The 18,145-nt window shown below is 75.3% G+C and carries 19 protein-coding genes; 6 read left to right on the plus strand and 13 right to left on the minus strand.

Going from position 1 to position 18,145, the window contains the following annotated elements:
- Positions 1–93: 93 nt before the first annotated feature.
- The 9 genes from EV189_RS07015 to EV189_RS20110 all read right to left on the minus strand — a co-directional run bounded on the left by EV189_RS07015 (position 94) and on the right by EV189_RS20110 (position 8,667).
- The gene (locus tag EV189_RS07015; protein WP_130492225.1) at positions 94–462 is read right to left on the minus strand and encodes a phage holin family protein; all 369 of its coding nucleotides are present in this window, start codon (positions 460–462) and stop codon (positions 94–96) included.
- A complete protein-coding gene (locus EV189_RS07020) occupies positions 459–1,214 on the minus strand; it encodes a maleylpyruvate isomerase family mycothiol-dependent enzyme (RefSeq protein ID WP_130492226.1) in 756 nt (251 codons plus the stop codon). Before EV189_RS07020 ends, EV189_RS07015 begins: the two co-directional genes overlap by 4 nt.
- Positions 1,211–2,710 carry a DHA2 family efflux MFS transporter permease subunit gene (locus EV189_RS07025; RefSeq protein ID WP_130492227.1) on the minus strand — a complete coding sequence of 500 codons (1,500 nt, stop codon included), beginning with the start codon at positions 2,708–2,710 and terminating at the stop codon, positions 1,211–1,213. The genes EV189_RS07020 and EV189_RS07025 overlap by 4 nt, the downstream gene beginning before the upstream one ends.
- Before the next feature lie 39 nt (positions 2,711–2,749).
- Positions 2,750–4,288 carry a Vgb family protein gene (locus EV189_RS20100; RefSeq protein ID WP_456238341.1) on the minus strand — a complete coding sequence of 513 codons (1,539 nt, stop codon included), beginning with the start codon at positions 4,286–4,288 and terminating at the stop codon, positions 2,750–2,752.
- Between the two features lie 46 nt (positions 4,289–4,334).
- Positions 4,335–5,294: a VWA domain-containing protein gene (locus tag EV189_RS07035; protein WP_130492228.1), complete on the minus strand. Its 960-nt coding sequence runs from the start codon at positions 5,292–5,294 to the stop codon at positions 4,335–4,337.
- Positions 5,294–6,247 (minus strand): DUF58 domain-containing protein, encoded by a 954-nt coding sequence (locus EV189_RS07040; protein WP_165400168.1) that lies wholly within the window; start codon positions 6,245–6,247, stop codon positions 5,294–5,296. The genes EV189_RS07035 and EV189_RS07040 overlap by 1 nt, the downstream gene beginning before the upstream one ends.
- 7 nt (positions 6,248–6,254) lie before the next feature.
- Positions 6,255–7,316 (minus strand): AAA family ATPase, encoded by a 1,062-nt coding sequence (locus tag EV189_RS07045; protein WP_130492230.1) that lies wholly within the window; start codon positions 7,314–7,316, stop codon positions 6,255–6,257.
- 47 nt (positions 7,317–7,363) lie between these two features.
- Entirely contained in the window at positions 7,364–8,332 is a 969-nt protein-coding gene (locus EV189_RS20105; RefSeq protein WP_165400169.1) for a VWA domain-containing protein, read from the minus strand.
- 101 nt (positions 8,333–8,433) lie between these two features.
- Complete coding sequence (locus EV189_RS20110) at positions 8,434–8,667, minus strand: hypothetical protein (RefSeq protein ID WP_165400170.1); 234 nt, start codon at positions 8,665–8,667, stop codon at positions 8,434–8,436.
- A 412-nt stretch (positions 8,668–9,079) separates the two neighbouring features.
- On the opposite strand from EV189_RS20110, the gene EV189_RS07055 reads away from it, so the two are divergent.
- Entirely contained in the window at positions 9,080–10,033 is a 954-nt protein-coding gene (locus EV189_RS07055) for a TIGR03557 family F420-dependent LLM class oxidoreductase (RefSeq protein WP_130492232.1), read from the plus strand.
- Here EV189_RS07055 and EV189_RS07060 read toward each other — a convergent pair whose 3' ends face one another.
- Positions 10,034–11,170, minus strand: a complete 1,137-nt coding sequence (locus tag EV189_RS07060; RefSeq protein WP_165400171.1) for an NAD(P)/FAD-dependent oxidoreductase — start codon at positions 11,168–11,170, stop codon at positions 10,034–10,036.
- An 87-nt stretch (positions 11,171–11,257) separates the two neighbouring features.
- Between EV189_RS07060 and EV189_RS07065 the strand changes: the two genes are divergently transcribed.
- Genes EV189_RS07065 through EV189_RS07080 form a run of 4 tightly spaced genes read left to right on the plus strand, consistent with a single transcriptional unit; the run spans position 11,258 to position 14,760 of the window.
- Positions 11,258–12,214, plus strand: a complete 957-nt coding sequence (locus EV189_RS07065; RefSeq protein WP_130492234.1) for an ABC transporter ATP-binding protein — start codon at positions 11,258–11,260, stop codon at positions 12,212–12,214.
- Positions 12,211–13,002 carry an ABC transporter permease gene (locus EV189_RS07070; protein ID WP_130492235.1) on the plus strand — a complete coding sequence of 264 codons (792 nt, stop codon included), beginning with the start codon at positions 12,211–12,213 and terminating at the stop codon, positions 13,000–13,002. The genes EV189_RS07065 and EV189_RS07070 overlap by 4 nt, the downstream gene beginning before the upstream one ends.
- Positions 12,999–14,135: a sensor histidine kinase gene (locus EV189_RS07075; protein ID WP_130492236.1), complete on the plus strand. Its 1,137-nt coding sequence runs from the start codon at positions 12,999–13,001 to the stop codon at positions 14,133–14,135. The genes EV189_RS07070 and EV189_RS07075 overlap by 4 nt, the downstream gene beginning before the upstream one ends.
- Positions 14,136–14,145: 10 nt before the next feature.
- Positions 14,146–14,760: a response regulator transcription factor gene (locus EV189_RS07080; RefSeq protein WP_130492237.1), complete on the plus strand. Its 615-nt coding sequence runs from the start codon at positions 14,146–14,148 to the stop codon at positions 14,758–14,760.
- Here EV189_RS07080 and EV189_RS07085 read toward each other — a convergent pair.
- Genes EV189_RS07085 through EV189_RS07095 form a run of 3 tightly spaced genes read right to left on the minus strand, consistent with a single transcriptional unit; the run spans position 14,757 to position 16,899 of the window.
- Positions 14,757–15,416 (minus strand): pirin family protein, encoded by a 660-nt coding sequence (locus EV189_RS07085; RefSeq protein ID WP_130492238.1) that lies wholly within the window; start codon positions 15,414–15,416, stop codon positions 14,757–14,759. The genes EV189_RS07080 and EV189_RS07085 overlap by 4 nt on opposite strands.
- Entirely contained in the window at positions 15,409–15,822 is a 414-nt protein-coding gene (locus EV189_RS07090; protein ID WP_130492239.1) for a pilus assembly protein CpaE, read from the minus strand. The genes EV189_RS07085 and EV189_RS07090 overlap by 8 nt, the downstream gene beginning before the upstream one ends.
- A gap of 36 nt (positions 15,823–15,858) precedes the next feature.
- Positions 15,859–16,899: a PHP domain-containing protein gene (locus EV189_RS07095; RefSeq protein ID WP_130492240.1), complete on the minus strand. Its 1,041-nt coding sequence runs from the start codon at positions 16,897–16,899 to the stop codon at positions 15,859–15,861.
- 35 nt (positions 16,900–16,934) lie between these two features.
- On the opposite strand from EV189_RS07095, the gene EV189_RS07100 reads away from it, so the two are divergent.
- A complete protein-coding gene (locus EV189_RS07100; RefSeq protein ID WP_231116155.1) occupies positions 16,935–18,080 on the plus strand; it encodes a PucR family transcriptional regulator in 1,146 nt (381 codons plus the stop codon).
- The last annotated feature ends 65 nt before the right edge of the window (positions 18,081–18,145 follow it).

Genomic DNA, 18,145 nt, shown 5'->3' on the forward strand with positions numbered 1-18,145 from the left:
CTGGGTGCCCTTGTTCGTTCGCGGGGCCGGGCCCCGGTCCTGAACGGGGGCACCCAGTGGCGTCCTGACGCCCACTGGGTGCCCTTGTTCGGTCTAGGGGCGGGGCTCGCGGTCCCGGCCGACCTCGCGCACCACGCGGTCCATCGCAGCCGAGGCGAGCGAGATGACCACTGCGGCGGCCACCGCCGACCAGAAGCCCGAGACGTCGAGGTGCTCGGTCAGCCGAGCGGTGATCCCGAGCAGGGCCGCGTTGACCACCAGCGCGAACAGCCCGAGCGTGAGGACCGTGAACGGCAGCGCGAGCAGCCGCAGGACCGGGCCGACCACGGCGTTGACCAGCCCGAACAGCAGCGCCACCCAGAGGTAGGTCCCGGCGCCCCCTCGTACCTCGATGCCGGGGATGAGCGCGGTCGCCAGCCAGATCGCGACGGCGAGGACGAGCCAGCGGACGAGCAGCCTCACTGCGTCGCCCCGCGCAGCACCTCGCGCAGCACGGCCACGCCCTCCTCACCGACCACGTCGAAACCAGCGCTCCCCGCGCGGCCCCACGCCCAGAGCAGCAGGGCGTCGGCGGGCCCGGAGACGCGGTCGACGGCCCCGCTCGGTCCGGCCGCCACGACGGCGGACAGCCCCTCGACCCGGACGTCCCACTCGCGTCCCGCCGCCGCGACCGCGACGTGCGCCCGCAGGTCGTCGCGTACGCCCGCGGCAGCCCCGTCGGCCGGCAGCCAGACCGGCAGGAACGCCACGAGCACCTCGTCGACGCCGTCGGCGGCGAGCGCCTCGTCGACGTCCGGGGCCAGCCCGAGCGCCTGCTCGACGTCGACGCGGTGGACCAGCGTCTCCTGCGCCATCCGCCGCGCCCAGAAGCCGACGGTCTGGTCCGCCGCCCACCACGAGTAGGCCGCCCGCTCCGGGTCGCCCCCGACGACGGAGCGGATGTCGGCGAGCGCCTCGGCGAACCAGGCGAGCAGCGCCTCGTCGCCGGCCGGCCCCTGGTCGACCTCGTCGTCCGGGGCGCGGCGGCCGAGCCGCACGGACTCGGCCTTGTGCAGGTAGACCCCGCCCAGGTGGCGGACGAGGTCGGCGACGGTCCAGCCGGGGCAGGCGGGCACCGCGGCGGCGAGGGCACCGGGCGTACGGGTGAGGTCGAGGATGCGGCCGGCGTCGGCGTCGAGCGCGGCGAGGTAGCGCTCGGAGGGCAGGCGGGTCATGCGGGCAGCCTGCCGGAAGCAGCGCGTACGGTCACCCGCTTTCCGTCCCCGCGCAGCAGCGAGGCCACGGCCCCGAGGACGCAGAGCGCGGCGAGCACGACGAACGCCGTGCGGTAGCCGTCGACGAAGGCGCCGAGCTCGTGCCCGGGGAGCGAGGAGAGCGTCCCGGCGTACGCCGCCCGCTTCTCCCCCGGTGTCAGCGGGCTCGTCACGATCGCGAGCGACATGGCCGTGCTCACGACGAAGCCGGTGTTCTGCAGCATCGAGCGCAGCCCGTTGGCGATGCCGCGGCGCGCCGGCGGGACGCTCGCCATGATCGCGCTGGTGTTGGGCGTCATGAACAGCCCCGTGCCGATCCCCACGGCGAGCAGCGCGGGGGCGACCACGCTGCCCGGGAGGCTGGGGCGCACGGCGACGGCCAGCACGAGCAGGCCGGCCGCCGAGAGCAGCAGCCCGGCCGTCCCGAGCAGCCGGGGCGGGACCCGCTGCGCGAGCCGTCCGGCGACCGGCGAGACGAGCATCATGCCGAGCGCCACGGGGAGCACCCGGACCCCGGCCTGGAGCGCGTCGAGCCCCTGCGCCGCCTGGAGGAAGAGCGACACGAGCAGCACCACGGCGAAGCGGCTGACGGCCAGCAGGAACACCGCGAGGTACGCCATGGCGCGCTCGCGGTCGGCGAACAGCCGCAGGTCGACCAGCGGGTCCTGGCCCCGCCTCGGCCGGGACACCTGCAGGGCGAGGAAGGCCGGGAGGGCGACGAGCGCGACGAGCGCTCCCCCGACCACTGCGGGGCTCGCCCAGCCGGTGGCTCCGCCCTGGGAGAGCGCGACGACGAGGCCGCCGAGGGCGAGGGCGGACAGCACCGCGCCGAGCACGTCGAACGACTCGCCCTGCGCCGTCGCCGGGGACGACCGCAGCGTCAGCAGCGCCCACACGACGCCGGCCACGCCGAACGGGACGTTGAACAGGAAGACCGCCCGCCAGCCGAAGGCCTCCACCATCCCGCCACCGACGACGGGACCGGCCACCTGGGCCGCCGAGATGATGGTGATGTTGAGCCCGAGCGCCGTGCTGAGCAGCCGGCGCGGGAAGGCGTCGGTGAGCAGGGCGGTGGTGTTGGTGATGATCGCCGCCGCCCCCACCGCCTGCACGGCGCGGAAGGCGATGAGCGCGCCCGCGGTGGGAGCGGCCCCGCACGCGAGGCTCGCCAGCGTGAAGCCGGCGAGCCCCGTGACGTAGAGCCGGCGGCGCCCCACGAGGTCGGCCACGCGACCGAACACGAGGATCATCGTCGTGTTGACCAGCATGTAGGCCAGCAGGAACCAGCTCGCCTGCGCGGGGCTGGCGCCGAAGTGCCGGGAGACGGCCGGCAGCCCGACGTCCAGCGTGCTGGTGTTGAGCCCGGTGAGGATGACCCCCAGGCTGGTCACCGAGAGCACGCGCCACGCGTACGCCGCCTCCTCGCGCTCGGCGGCCGAGGCGGAGGTGGCGGTCACCCGCCGCTCCTACCCGGCCGCCGAGCACGGGACCCGCAGCTAGAGCGTGACGAGCAGCATCCGGGTCGTCCGCTTCCCCGACGCCGTGGCCGTCACGACCAGCTGGTACCGGCCGTGGGCGGCGGGCCTGCCGCGCAGCTTGCGGTTCCAGTGCAGGGCCACCGTGCCCTTGCGCGCGCGCAGGCTGGCGACGCGTACGGGCGTGGCGGCCTTCCTGCCCCGCACCGGCGCGGGGCGGACGGCGAGCGTCAGGCTCGCGGCGCGGTCGAGCCGGGCGGTGACGGTCACCGTGCGGGAGGAGACCGCGCTGCGGCACCTGCCCCTGGTCCCCACCGCGCAGAGGGTCAGGGCGGGCGCCTCCACCACCGGAGCCGGCTGGCCCGGCGTCGTCTGCGCAGGGGGGTCCTGGGCCGGCGGCTGCTGCGCCGGCGGGCCCTGCACGGGAGGCTGCGGCGCGGGCGGCTGGGGAGCCGGCGGCTGGGGCGCGGGCGGCTGGGGAGCCGGCGGCTGCGGCGCAGTCGGCACGGGCAGGGCACCGAACGCCCCGCCGTCGAGCACGATGCGCCCGACGGAGTTCGCGCCGCGGTCGACGAACCACAGGTTGTGGTCCGAGCCGAAGGTGAAGTCCGACGGGCGATAGCCGTTGAAGGTCGCGGCGGAGACGCCCGTCAGGGAGCCGTCGGCCTCGATGCGCGCCAGCGTCGTGCCTCCCGCCAGGTCGAGCAGGAAGTAGAGCCGGCCGTCCGGCCCGAGCCGCAGCTCGCGGGGCAGCGTGTCGGCCGGGAGGCCGAGGGTCATCAGGTCGGTGACGTGGGGCACGCCCTGCGCGTCGACGTAGCCGATCTCCCCGCCGTGCGCCGGGGTGAAGGTCGCCCCCGGGTCGAACAGGAGGAACCACAGCCGCTGCTGCCCGTCGTACGCCATCGAGACGACGTCGTCGCCGCGCGGGTTGACGATCGGCACGTTGACCTGGTGGCCGGTGCCGTCGATGTGCTTGAGGTAGTGGCCGCCGTCGGCGTACCAGACGGTGCCGTCGGGCGCGAGGGCCAGCGGCGCGGGCAGGAGGTAGTCCGCCGAGTAGTCGGCGAAGCTCCCGCCGGGCCCGACGTGGTCGACGTCGCTGCCGCCGAGGGAGGTCGCCCAGACGCCGCCGTCCGCGGCCGGCGCCAGGCTCGCCACCTGCTCGTTGACGTACGCCCGGTGCCCGCCGCCCTGCCCCGGCACGTAGCGCCAGACGTCGACGCCGAAGTCCTTCACGAACCAGACGGAGTCGCCCGAGGCCACCAGCTCGTCCGGCCCGCTCCCCGCCACCTGGCCGTCGTCCGGCACCTCGAGCTCGGAGACCTCCCCCGCGGTCGTGATGCGCCCGATCCGGTAGCCGAACGGCTCGGTCCAGTAGAGCGCGCCGTCCGGTCCGGACACGATGTGCGCGGCCCTGGAGTCCGCCGTGGGGATGCTCCACACCGTCACGGCTGCCGCCGCGCTCGCCGGAGGCGCCGCAGCCGTGCCGAGCCCGGCGAGGACGGGCAGGGCGATCGCTACGCTGAGCAACTTCTGCCGCGCTGCACGCTTGATCATCGTCACGGTCCGCCACCCTAGGGGAGGGCGTACCGGACAGGAACCCCTACACCCGGCGCGGGCTCCAGACCAGCGCCGCGGCTCCGGCGGCGAGCGCGGCGAGCAGCGCGAAGCCCGTCATCCCCGCCGCGACCGAGTGCCGCTCGAGCCGGTAGCCGACCTGGCTGCCGATGTCGGCGTAGACCGAGCGCAGCTCGCTGCCGCTGCGGGCCTGGTACGCGTGGCCGCTCGTCGTGCTGGCGAGCTCGGCGAGCGCGGCGGCGTCCACGGGGACGCGGATGAGGCCCTCCGGGACGCGCACGACGCCGTCCGGGGTGCCGTACGCGATGGTGGAGACCGGGACCTTCGCGGACTGGGCCTCCCCCTCCGCCTGGGCGAGCGAGCGGCCCTGCGTGTTGCCACCGTCGGAGAGCAGGACGACCCGGGCCGGCGGAGCCGCGCTCCCCTTCGCCCCGGGCACCGCCGCGATGGCGGTGAGCGCGGTGTCGACGGCGTCCCCGATGGCCGTGCCGTTGGCGAGCTGGAGGTCGTCGATCGCCCGCGCCACCGCCTCGTGGTCCTGCGTCGGCGCCACGACCGAGGACGCCGTCCCCGCGAAGGCGACGAGGCCGACGTTGAAGCGCGCGGGCAGCTGGCCGACGAACTGGCGGGCGGCGTCCTTGGCCGCGCTCAGGCGGTCGGGCGACACGTCGGTCGCCGACATGGAGAGCGAGACGTCGAGGGCGACGATGACCGTCGCGCGCTCGCGCGGCACCCGCACCTCGGCCGTCGGGGCGGCGAACGCCAGCGTCCCGAGACCGAGCGCGAGCAGCAGCGCGGCCGCCGGGAGGTGCCGGCGCCAGCCGAGCCGGGGCAGGGAGGCGGCGAGGAGGTCGAGGCCCGGCAGCGGCACGGCCTCGACCGAGCGCCGCCGTCGGCGGCCGGCCAGCACGTACGCGACGGCGAGGACCGCGACCAGCGCCAGCAGCGCGAGCCGGCCGGGCGAGGAGAAGGCGAGGCCGTGCATCACAGGCCCGCCGTCCGGTCGCCGGCGCGCGCGGCCCCCGAGCGCACCCGGCGGCGGCGGACGAGGAAGCGGGCGAGCTGCGGGAGCCAGTCGTCCTCGGTGCGCACGAGCAGGTGCCCGGCGTGCGCTCCGCGCACGGCCGCGGCCTGCTGGCGCAGCCGCTCCTCGACGAGCTCGGCGTAGCGCGCCCGGGTCTTCGCCGTCGTGGCGACGTCGACCTCGCGGCCGGAGTCGGGGTCGACGAGGCGGAGCACACCGGCCGCGGGCAGCTCGCGCTCCCGGCGGTCGACGACCTGCGCGACGACGACGTCCTGGCGGGCGCCGAGGCGGCGCAGCGCGGGCGCCCACTCGTCGACGGGCTCGAGCAGGTCGCTGACGACGACGACGAGCCCGCGGCGCCGCTGCCGGGCGGCGGCCTGGGCGAGCGCGGCGGCCAGGCGCGGCTCGTCCCCCGCGCCCGTCGCGCGGGGCTGGCGGAGCAGCGCGGACAGCGTCGCGTACGCCCCCGCGGAGCCCCCGCGCGGCGGGAGGGCGCGCAGCCCGTCCTGCGTCACGAGCAGGGCGCCGACGCGGTCCCCGGGGCCCTTCGCGAGGTGGAGGAACGCCGCCGCGACGGCGATGCCGACCTCGCGCTTCTCCGCGGTGCGGGTGCCGAACGACATCGAGGCCCCGAGGTCGACGACGAGCAGCGTCTCGAGCTCGCGCTCGGCGGTGGTCGTGCGCACCGCGGTCTCGCCGGTCCGCGCGGTGACGGCCCAGTCGATGCGGCGCGGGTCGTCCCCCGGCTCGTAGGTCCGTACGTCCGCGGCCTCGCTGCCGAGGCCCGGGAGGTGGCCGAGGTGCTCGCCCTGCAGGATGCCGTCGAGACGGCGGCTGACCTGCAGGGTGAGCCTCCGCACCGTCGCCGCGGGGACCAGCGGCGGCGGTGGGAGCTCGAGGGAGCGGCTGCTCACGACGGCCTCACGCCGCCGGGGTGCTCTGCGCGGGCGCAGTGCTGGTGTACGCAGGGGCGCCGCTGCTCTGCGCCGGCGCGACGACCGGCTGGCCCACGACGGCGAGGACGCGCTCGACGATCGCGCGCGGCGGGACGGCGTCGGCGAGCGCGTCGTAGGTCAGCACCAGCCGGTGCGCCAGCACGTCGACCGCGAGGTCGGCGATGTCACCGGGCAGGACGTAGGTGCGCCCGCGCAGCAGCGCCAGCGCGCGGGCGGCCTGGACCAGCCCGATCGAGCCGCGCGGGGACGCGCCGTTGGCGATGTGCGGCACGAGCTCCGGCGCGCCCCAGGCGGCCGGGTCGCGGGTGACCATGACGAGGCGGACCGCGTACTCCGCGATGGCGTGGTGGACGAAGACGCGGTCGGCCTCGGCCTGCGCGGCCATGAGCCGCTCCGGGTCGAGGATCTGCGCGGCGCTCGGCTTGCCCACCGACATGCGGCGCACGATCTCGAGCTCCTCCGCCATCGAGGGGTGCGGCACCTCGATCTTGAGCAGGAAGCGGTCGCGCTGGGCCTCGGGCAGGGCGTAGACGCCCTCGCTCTCGATGGGGTTCTGCGTCGCCAGCACGAGGAACGGCTCGGGCAGCGGGAAGGTCTGCCCGCCGATCGTGACCTGGTGCTCGGCCATGACCTCGAGCAGCGCCGACTGCACCTTGGCGGGGGCGCGGTTGATCTCGTCGGCGAGCACGAGGTTCGCGAAGACCGGGCCCAGCTCGACGTCGAAGCGCTCCTGGCTCGGCCGGTAGACCCGGGTGCCGAGGATGTCGGAGGGGACGAGGTCGGGCGTGAACTGCAGGCGCGTCGCCGTGCCGCCCACGACGTTGCCGAGCGTCTCCACCGCGAGGGTCTTGGCCACGCCGGGGACGCCCTCGAGCAGGACGTGGCCGCGGGACAGCAGCGCGACGAGCATCCGCTCGACCATGCGGTCCTGCCCGACGATGACCTTCTTGACCTCCATGAGGACCTGCTCCAGCAGGCGCCCGGTCTCGGTGGTCGCCGGGGGGACGTGCTCGGCGTAGTGGCTCATCGGCGCTGCTCCTGCGGGGTCGGAGTGGTACGGGTCAGGGGAGGTCGTCACAACAGCCGCCCGCGGAGGAGCAGCGAGGGGACCGCGGCGAGGGCCAGCAGGGCGACACCGGCTCCCGCGAACAGGTCGGAGACGTCGTGGCGCTGCAGGCGCTTGACGATCTGCGAGCCGATGTCCGCGTAGATCGCCTTGAGCTGGGCCTCGCCGGCCGCGTGGTACTCCTTGCCGCCGGTGCCCGAGGCGACCGAGGCGAGCGCGGTGTAGTCGACCGGGGCGGTGACCGACCGGCCGTCGAAGACCTTGCCGACGCCGCTCTCGGTGCCCAGCGCGATGGTGCTCACCGGCACCTGGTCGTCGGCGGCGGCGGCGATGGCGTCGTCCAGGGGGCTGCCCGTCGTGTTGCCCCCGTCGGAGAGCAGCACGATGCGCGCGGGAGGCGGCGAGGGCAGCGTGCCGTCGCTGTCGCGCAGGTCGTCGAGCGCCGCCTTCAGCGACAGCTGCAGCGCGTCCCCCATCGCGGTGCCGCCCTTGAGGGTGAGCGTGTCGACCGCCGCAGCCGCCTGCTCGTGGTCGGAGGTGGGCGCGGCGACGAGGCTCACGCTCGCGTCGTAGCCCACCAGGCCGACGTCGATGCCGGCCGGCAGCCCGCGGATGAAGGCCTTCGCCGTCTCCTTCGCCGCGGTGAAGCGGTTGGGCTTGACGTCGTCGACCTCCATGGAGGTCGAGGTGTCGAGCGCGATGACGACGACCGCGTGGCGCTCGCCCACCTCGCTCTTCACGCTGGGCCGCGCGAAGCCGGTCGTCAGCACGAGGACACCGAGCGCGAAGGCGAGCGCCGAGAGGGTCCGCACCCAGTCCCGGCCACCGCGGCGCACCGACGGGCGGAGGGCCGCGTCGGCGTACGCCTCGGAGCGGCGGTGCCGCACCGCCAGGACGACCGCCACCACGGCGAGCGCGAGCAGGCCGAGCAGCGCCCAGGAGCGGGCGGGGGCCTCGAGCGTCAGGTCCAGCGGCACCCCTCCACCTTGCCCGACGGCGGAGGGGTGCGGCTGGGGAGGGACTGGAGGTTGGCTGTGAGGTTGCTGGACGCGACAGCGTCGATCGGGCGTGGACGCCGTCAGGGGCGGCAGGGCTCGCTGTCCTGCACGGGGATGGCGCCGTGGTCGGTCGCCTTGGCGGTCCCCACGGTCGGGAGGCTCGGGCTGGCCCACGCGCGCAGCGCCGTCGTGGGCCGCGGGTACGCGCTCGAGGTGTAGAGCTGGGCGCGCACGCGGATCGTGATGTCGCGGGCGGTGGTCCCGCCGAAGCAGGCGCGGCCCGTGCGCGCGGCGGCCGCGGTGCTGCTCGACACGGTGCGGTGGGCGCGGGCCGTGCCGTAGCGGAAGCTGACCGCGGAGAGACCCTCGCCGGCCTGGTGCCCGGCCCGGTCGGTGACGAGGAGGAGGAGCCCGCGCGTCGCGGAGGTCGGGAGCGTACGGGTCGCCCGGCCGGCACGGACCCGGGTGGTGCCGTACTCCCGGCCGGTGACGCCGTTCGCGAAGGTGACCGCAGCCGGCCGGGCAGCCGGTGATCTCGACGCGGACGGTCGTGGTGCCGGCCGCCGAGGCGGGAGCGGCGGGGGCCAGCGCGGCGACGGCGAGGGCGGCCAGGGACAGGGGGAGGGAGCGCTTCATGCCCCTCCTACGCGCCGGGCCCGCGGAAGGGTTGCTCCCCCGGTCGGCGGGAACCGTCAGCACGGACCACCCCCACCGAGGAGGACGCGCATGCCCCGCATCGGCTACTTCCTGTCCTGCGAGGAGTACTCGCCCGCCCAGCTGCTCGAGCAGGCGAAGCTCGCCGAGGACGCGGGGTTCGAGGCGCTCTGGATCTCGGACCACTACCACCCGTGGAACGACGAGCAGGGCAACAGCGCCTACGTCTGGTCGATGATCGGCGCCATCAGCCAGGTGTCGAGCCTGCCGATCACGACGGCGGTGACCTGCCCGATCATCCGGCAGCACCCGGCGATCGTCGCGCAGGCCGCGGCGACCGCGAAGGTGCTGACCGGGGGCAAGTTCACGCTCGGCATCGGGACCGGCGAGGCGCTCAACGAGCACATCCTGGGCGACCAGTGGCCCAACACGGAGGTCCGCCTCGAGATGCTCGAGGAGGCCGTCGAGGTCATGCGCAAGCTCTGGGCGGGCGGCTTCGTGACCCACCACGGCAAGCACTACACGGTTGAGCACGCGCAGGTCTACACGCTGCCCGAGGAGCCCGTGCAGGTCTACGTCTCGGCGTTCGGGCCGAAGGCGCTCGACGTCGCCGCGCGGATCGGGGACGGCTACTGCTCGACCATGCCGGACAAGGAGGTCGTCGACACCTTCAAGCAGAAGGCCGGCCCCGGCAAGCCGACGCAGGTGGGCTACAAGGTCTGCTACGGCGAGGACGAGGAGGCCGCGGTCAAGACCGCGCACCGGCTCTGGGCCAACGAGAAGATCCCGGGCGAGGCGGCCCAGGTCCTCTACTCCCCCAAGCAGTTCGAGCAGGTGAGCGAGCTCGTCACCGAGGACATGGTCCGCGAGGGCACGGTCTGCGGCAACGACGTCGACGAGCACGTGCAGCAGTTCCGCGAGTACGCCGACGCGGGCTACGACGAGGTCTTCATCGCGACGATGGGGCCGGAGTACCCGGGCTTCTTCGAGTTCTACAAGTCCCAGGTGCTGCCGCGGATCCGCTGATCACCCGAGGGTCGCGCGCTCCTGCACCTGCCGACGCACGGTGCGGGAGTGCCGGCCCTGGTTGACCGCGACCGCGGCCACCACGCGCCCCTCCTCCAGCCAGTACGCCGTGAACCTGCCGTCCGTCGCGGAGCCGTCGAGCACGGGAGTGTGCGCCGCGGGCACGCGACCGGTGACCTCGACGTGGTCGCCGTGCCGGTCGGTCCACCACCACGGCGGCGGCAGGTCCGGCACCTGCTGACCCAGGATCGCTGCAGCAGCAGCACGTCCGGACACCTGCGCGAACTCCCAGTGCTCGACGCGCTCGCGCCCGCGGATCTGCGCGACGTCACCCACGGCGAGGATCCCCGGCACCTCGGTCCGGAAGTCGGGGTGGACGAGGATGCCCTGCGCCACACCGACTCCAGCTGCTCGAGCCAGGGCGAGCTCGGGGGTGATGCCGACGCCGGCGACGACGAGATCGCCAGACAGGGCACTCCCGTCCGTCAGCAGGACGCGCAGGCCGTCCGCCGCCTCCTCTACCGCCGCGACGCCCGCCGTCACGAGCCGCACCCCCGCGGAGCGCTGCCGCTCGCGGAGGAACTCCGCCACCAGGGTACCCACCGCGCCGGCCAGCGGCAGGTCGAGCGGGTCGACGAGGACGACGTCGCAGCCGAGGTCCTTCGCGCTGGACGCGACTTCCGCCCCCACGAGCCCGGCCCCCACGACGACGAGGCGGACGCCGGGCGCGAGCAGCACCGCGATGCGCTCGGCGTCCGCGCGGGTCCGCAGCACGTGGCACAGCTGACCGCCGGGGACGGGCAGCGGTCGGGCCCGACCACCCGTCGCCAGCACGACGGCACTCGCCGGCACGACCCGACCGCCGGCGAGCAGGACGCTCTCGGGGCCCACCTCCCGGACCGCGGTCCCGGTGACGAGCTCGATGGCGTTGTCGGTGTAGAACTCCTTTGCTCGCAGTATGTTCTCGGTCGACGGGTCCGCCAGGACCTCCTTCGACAGCGGCGGCCGGTCGTACGGGTCGCCCGGCTCGTCGCCCACGAGCGTGACGGGCTCGGCGTACCCGCCGGCGCGGAGCGCCTCGGCCACGCTCACCCCGGCCAGTCCGGCTCCCACGACGACCACTCCCGCTCTGCGCACGGTGCCATCCTGCCGTGACATCTGTCATGGGGCAGACGTGACGAGCCGCACGAGTCGGGGCCCGCCGCCGGCGCCATGCTCATCGGCATGAAGACCGAGACCATCCCCGCGCAGGCCGTGGCCACCGCCGCGCCGGTGCCCGCCGTCGAGCTCACGGGGGTCCGCAAGACCTTCGGCGAGGTCGTCGCGGTCGACGGCATCTCCCTCAGCGTCGCTCCCGGGGAGGTCGTGGCCTTCCTCGGGCCCAACGGCGCCGGCAAGACGACGACCATCGACATGGTCCTCGGGCTCACCCAGCCGACCGCCGGGTCCGTCCGCGTCTGCGGGGGCACCGCCGAGGACGCCATCGCCCGCGGCCGCGTCGCCGCCGTCCTGCAGACCGGGGGCCTGCTCAAGGACATCTCCGTCCTCGAGACGGTCCGCCTCACCGCGAGCTTCTTCCCCCACGCGCGACCGGTCGAGGAGGTGCTCGACCGAGCGGGCATCTCGGAGATCGCCGGCCGCCGCGTCGGCCTCTGCTCCGGGGGCCAGCAGCAGCGGCTGCGCTTCGCGCTCGCCCTGCTCCCCGACCCCGACCTGCTCATCCTCGACGAGCCCACCACCGGCATGGACGTCGAGGGCCGCCGCGAGTTCTGGGCGGCGATCCGGCAGGACGCCGAGCGCGGCCGCACGGTCCTGTTCGCGACGCACTACCTCGAGGAGGCCGACGCGTACGCCGACCGCATCGTGCTCGTCTCCCAGGGCCGGGTCGTCGCCGACGGGACGGCGGCCGAGGTGAAGAGCCGGGCGTCGGGACGCGTCGTCCGCGCGACCCTCCCCGGCGCCGACCAGGTCGCCCTCGCGACGCTGCCCGGCGTCGAGGGGGTCGAGGTGCGCGGGGACACGGTCCTGCTGCGGACGAGTGACTCCGACGCCGTCGCCCGCCACCTGCTCACCGCCACCGGCGCGCACGACCTGGAGATCACCGCGCGCGGGCTCGAGGACGCGTTCCTCACCCTGACCACCCCCACCGCCAGCTCGAGCACCAGCAGGAGCACCCGATGAGCCTCGCCCTCGCCGACCGCGCCACCGAGCGCCCGCTCCCCCGCCTCGGCGGCCTGAGCACCACCCTCGTCTCGCTCGAGGTCCGCCGCGCGCTGCGCAACCGCCGCGTCCTCATCTTCACGCTCGTCATGCCGCCGCTGCTGTTCCTCCTCATCGGCGCGCAGCAGAAGGGTGATCAGATCAAGGGCACCGGCGCGGACGGGGCGGCGTACTCCCTCGTCAGCCTCGCGGTCTACGGCGCGATGGTCGCGGCCACCAGCTCCGGCGCGGCCGTGGGCGCGGAGCGCGCCCAGGGCTGGAGCCGCCAGCTGAGGCTGACTCCGCTGCGGCCGTGGGCGTACATCGTGGCGAAGGTCTGCGTCGGCATGGTCCTGGCGCTGGCGTCGGTCCTGGCCGAGGTCGTCACCGGTGCCGTGCTCGGCGTCTCGATGGGCGCTCGGCAGTGGCTGCTCTGCTTCACCGTCGCGTGGCTCGGCGCCCTCGTCTTCGCCGCGTTCGGGCTCGCCGTGGGCTACCTGCTGCCGACCGACAACGCCATGCAGGTCATCGGCCCGCTGCTCGCCGTGATGTCGACGTTCGGCGGGCTGTTCGTGCCGCTCGAGCTGCTGCCGCACACGGTCCGCATGGTGGCGCACTGGACGCCGGTCTACGGCGTCAGCTCCATCGCCCGTGCCCCGCTGACGCACGGCGACGTGACGATCGGCATGATCGGCAACGTGGTGCTCTGGGGAGTGGTGTTCGCGGGCGTGGCCAGTCGCGCCTTCCGCCGCGACACCCGCCGAGTGTGAGCCTCGCCGTGTCCGCGACGGTGCCGAAGGGCCCGAGCGAGCTCCACGAGGAGCGCCGGGTCCTCGGCGTCGTCATGGCGGCGGTGTGGCTGGTCTACCTGCAGTCGGCGTACGTCGCCGCGTGGCACGCGCACTCCACGATCGACAAGTGGGTCTCGCTCGTCGCGCTCACCCTGTTCGCCGCGGGCTACGTCACCGCGTTCACCTTTCTGCGCCAGGCGTTCCTCAGCAGCGGGGCACGCTCGGCGGTGCGCGGGTGGACGGCGTTCGGGGTCCTCGCGGTCCTCGCCCTGCTGACGCTCCCCGGCGCGGGCCAGCAGGGGCTCAGCACCACCGTCTACCTCGCCGCCGTCGGCGTCGCGTGGCTCCCGGGCCGGCAGCGCCTCTGGGCCGTGGCCGGGACGCTCGGAGCCGTGCTCGTGGCGCAGGGGCTCGAGCCGGGCTGGACCGACGAGGGCGGCGACATCGGGGGCATCCTGCTCGCCTCCGTCGCGGTGTTCGGGATCACCAAGGTGATCGAGCGCAATGCCCAGCTGCGCGAGGCGTACGAGGAGATCGCGCGGCTGGCCGTCACGGAGGAACGTGCGCGGATGTCCCGCGACCTGCACGACATCCTGGGACACTCGCTGACCGTGATCACCGTCAAGGCCGAGCTGGCGGGCAAGCTGCTGCCCGTGGCGCCCGAGCGGGCCGTCAGCGAGGTCGCCGACATCGAGCGGCTGGCGCGCGAGGCCCTCGCCGACGTCCGCACGACGATCTCCGGCCAGCGCTCCGTCACGCTGGTCACCGAGCTCGGTGGCGCCCGCAACGCCCTCGCGGGCGCGGGCATCGATGCCGAGGTGCCCACCGCGGTCGACGAGGTCCCGGGAGAGCACCGGGAGGTCTTCGGCTGGGTCGTGCGCGAGGGCGTGACCAACGTCGTGCGCCACAGCGGGGCGCGTACGTGCACCATCCTGCTCACCGCGCACTCGGTCGAGGTCGTCGACGACGGGCGCGGGCCGGAGGACACCGGGGGCGGCGGTCAGGGGCTCCGCGGGCTGCGCGAGCGGGTGCAGCAGGCCGGTGGTCGGCTCGAGGTCGGCCGCGCTGGGCCCGACGGCGGCTTCCGGCTCAAGGTGGACATGCTGCCGTGACGGTGCTCCTGTGACGACGATCCGCCTGCTCCTGGCCGACGACCAGGCGCTCGTCCGTGGCGCGCTCGCGGCCCTGCTCGACCTCGAGCCCGACCTCGAGGTGGTGGCCCAGGTCGGGCGCGGTGACGAGGTGGTGGCACGGGCCCTGGAGTCCGCGCCCGACGTGGCCCTGCTCGACATCGAGATGCCCGGGCTCGACGGCATCGCCGCGACAGCCGCGCTGCGCGCCCGGGTCCCCCGGTGCGAGGTCCTCGTGGTGACGACCTTCGGCCGCCCGGGCTACCTGCGCCGGGCGATGGAGGCCGGCGCCAAGGGCTTCGTCGTCAAGGACACCCCGGCCGCGCAGCTCGCCGACGCCGTACGCCGCGTGCACTCCGGGCTGCGCGTCGTCGACCCGGCCCTCGCGGCGGAGACGCTCGTCGCCGGGGCGAGTCCCCTGACGGCGCGGGAGTCCGACGTGCTGCGGGCGGCGCGGGAGGGCGGGACCGTCGCCGACCTGGCGCGTGGACTGCACCTGTCCGAGGGGACCGTGCGCAACCACCTCTCGTCCGCCATCGGGAAGACCGGTGCGCGCACCCGAGCGGAGGCGGTCCGCATCGCCGACGAGAACGGCTGGCTGCTCTAGCCGAAGACCCACGCGACGAGGTGGGCCCCGGCCGACTGCGCCTCGCCGGCCGAGGACTCGTGGCGCCGCAGGGAGTCTCCCGAGGTGAGCTCGTCCCCGGCGAGCTGGAGGGCTCCGGACACGACGAGCAGCAGGCAGACCGGCGGCAGCGGGACCGGCTCGCCCGCGGCGAACCGGCCCACGAGCAGCCGCGCCCCCCGCGTACGCAGCGGCAGGCCGCCATCGCCTGCTGCCGTGGCCCAGCCCCGGCCCTCGGGCACGGCAGCCACCGCGTACTCGCCCACGGGCTCGTCGTCCGGCTGGGGCACGAGCCACGACTGCAGGAACCGCAGCGGTTCCTCGCCGGCGGCCTCGGAGTGCGTCACTCCCCCGACGGCGTCGAGCCGCTGCAGGTGACCCGCCGGGACCATGACCCCGGAGTGGCCGTGCCGGTGGTGCAGGGTCCCGCTGAGCACGAGCGTGACGATCTCGACCCCCGCGTGCGGGTGCGGGGCGAACCCGCTGCCGGGCAGCAGGTCCTCCTCGTTGAGGGCGATCAGCGGCCCGAAGGCGACGTTCGCCGGGTCGTAGTGCGCGCCGAAGGAGAACGCGTGCAGGCTCGTGATGCCCGGCTGCTCGGTGCGGTAGCGCTGGCCCGCGCGGCACAGCTCACTCAAGCTGGTCGAGCGCCGCGGTCGGGTCGAGCAGGTGCAGCAGCGCGAGCGCGTACGCCTCCCCCGCGTCGTCGGCCGCGACCCGCGTGCCGTTGCGCAGGCGCACGGAGTACCGCCCGCCCTCGAGCCCGAGGCTCATGAACTCCGCCCCCAGCCGTTCGCGCAGCTGGTGCTCCGCGGGCAGCCAGACGGCGTCCTCCTTGCCGACGCTGTCGAGGGCCCACTCGGTCGTGCCGTTGAACCCGATGACCGCCCCGTCGGGGAACTGGTGGACGTCGGCGACCATGTTGCTCAGCACGAAGACCTCGTCGATCATCTCCGGGCCGTGCAGCGAGAACCGGTCACCGAGCGTGGGCTCCCAGCGCAGCCCGGCATCGCGGAGACGGACGGCCAGCTCGAAGGAGACCATGCGCGCACTCTAGCCACGGGCGCGTCGTCGTCGCGCTCAGTCGTGGCGCCGCGTCCAGGCGAGCAGCTGCTCCAGCGGCCAGGTGTTGACGATCCGCTCCGGCGGCACCCCGCACTCGACGGCGCGCTCGCAGCCGAACGGCTGCCAGTCGAGCTGGCCGGGGGCGTGGGCGTCGGTGTCGACCGAGAAGAGGCAGCCGGCGTCGATCGCCTTGCGCAGCAGCGCCTTCGGCGGGTCGAGCCGCTCCGGGCGGCAGTTGATCTCGACGGCGACCCCGTGCTCGGCGCAGGCGGCGAAGACGGCGTCGGCGTCGAACTCCGACGGCGGCCGGACGCGGCCGCCGCGGCCCTGCGGGGTGACGTTGCGGCCGGTGCAGTGGCCGAGCACGTCGGTGTGGCGGTCCCTGACCGCGCCGAGCATCCGCGGGGTCATCTCGCTCGAGGGCGCGCGCAGCTTCGAGTGCACGGAGGCGACGACGACGTCGAGCCGCCCGAGCAGCTCGTCGGTCTGGTCGAGCCCGCCCTCCTCGGTGATGTCGACCTCGATGCCGGTGAGCAGGCGGAAGTCGTCGTAGCCCGCGTTGATCTCGGCGACGACGTCGAGCTGGCGGCGCAGCCGCTCCGGCGACAGCCCGTTGGCGACGGTGAGCCGTGGCGAGTGGTCGGTCAGCGCGGCGTACGCGTGACCCAGCGAGCGGGCAGCGGCGGCCATCTCGGCCGGCGGAGAACCCCCGTCGCTCCAGTCGCTGTGCGTGTGCAGGTCGCCGCGGAGCAGCCGCCGCAGCTCGTCGCCACCGGCGACCGACGGCGGGGCCTCCGCCTCGAGCCGGGCGAGGTACGCCGGCACCTCCCCGCGCAGCGCCTCCTCCACGACGCCGGCGGTCGCCTTGCCGATGCCCTTGAGCGCCTGCAGCGAGCCGGCCTGCACCCGGCGCTCGAGCTCCCCGGGCGGCAGGGCCTGCAGCGTCTCCGCCGCCGTGCGGAAGGCGCGGACGCGGTACGTCGGCTCGTGGGCGCGCTCGAGCAGGAACGCGATGCGCCCCAGCGCCTCCACGGGGTCCCACTGCCGGTCAGCCACAGGCTCCTCCTCGGTCGACTGTCTACCCTGCCCCCGTGCCCGCCGCCGACGTGACCCGCCTGCAGGCCGCGCTCGGCGCCCTGACGACGACCGCGACGGGCCGCATGGAGCAGAGCCTGCCCTGGTACGCCGCCATGCCCCCCTCGGAGCGGTCCTGGGTCGGCCTCGTGGTGCAGGCGGGCATCGCCGCGCTCGTCGACTGGGTGCGGGACCCGGCAGCGCCCCGCGCGGTGAGCGCCGACGTGTTCGGGACGGCGCCGCGCGAGCTCGCCCGGGCCGTCTCGCTGCAGCAGACGGTCGAGCTCGTGCGGCTCACCATCGCCGTCGTCGAGGAGGCCATCCCCGACCTCGCGGCACCCGGCGAGGAGTCGCTGCTGCGCGAAGCCGTGCTCCGCTACAGCCGGGAGGTGGCCTTCGCCGCCGCGCAGGTCTACGCGCAGGCGGCGGAGCGGCGCGGGTCCTGGGACATGCGGCTCGAGGCGCTGGTCGTCGACGCGCTGTTCCGCGGCGAGGTCGACGAGGGCACCCGCTCGCGGGCCGCCGCGCTCGGGTGGGCGCTCGACACCCCCTGCGTCGCCGTCGTCGGCGCGGCCCCGACCGTCGAGGGCGACGCGGCGGTGGAGGGTGCGGCCCGGCTGGCGCGCACGGCCGGGTGCGAGGCGCTCGCCGCCGTCCAGGGCGACCGGCTCGTGGTCCTGCTCGCCGTCCCCGCGGGGACCGACGGGCTGGCGCAGGCGCGGGCGCTGCTCGCGGCGTACGGGCCGGGGCCGGTCGTCGTCGGCCCGCTCGCCGGTGACCTCGTCTCGGCCGCGCGCTCCGCCCGCGCCGCCGCCTCCGGGGTCCGGGCGGCCGCGGCCTGGCCGGCCGCACCACGGCCCGTGACGTCCGCGGACCTGCTGCCCGAGCGCGCGCTGCTCGGCGAGGAGGAGGCGCGGGCGGCCCTCGTCACCGCGGTCTGCGCGCCGCTGGCCGCCGCGGGCTCCGGCCTGCTGGAGACCCTCGAGGCGTACCTCGAGCAGGCCGGCTCGCTCGAGGGGGCGGCACGGATGCTGTTCGTCCACACCAACACCGTGCGCTACCGGCTCCGCCGCGTCACCGACCTCACGGGGTACGCCCCGGCCGACCCCCGCGACGCCTTCACGCTCCGGCTCGCCCTCGTGCTCGGGCGGCTCCAGGGGTAGCGGCTTGTAGGGTTCCTCCAACAGCCGGCGGGTGCTCCTTGTGCGCGCCGCGACCGCGTCTGGCG

The sequence above is a fragment of the Motilibacter rhizosphaerae genome (genome assembly GCF_004216915.1).
Taxonomy (GTDB): domain Bacteria; phylum Actinomycetota; class Actinomycetes; order Motilibacterales; family Motilibacteraceae; genus Motilibacter; species Motilibacter rhizosphaerae.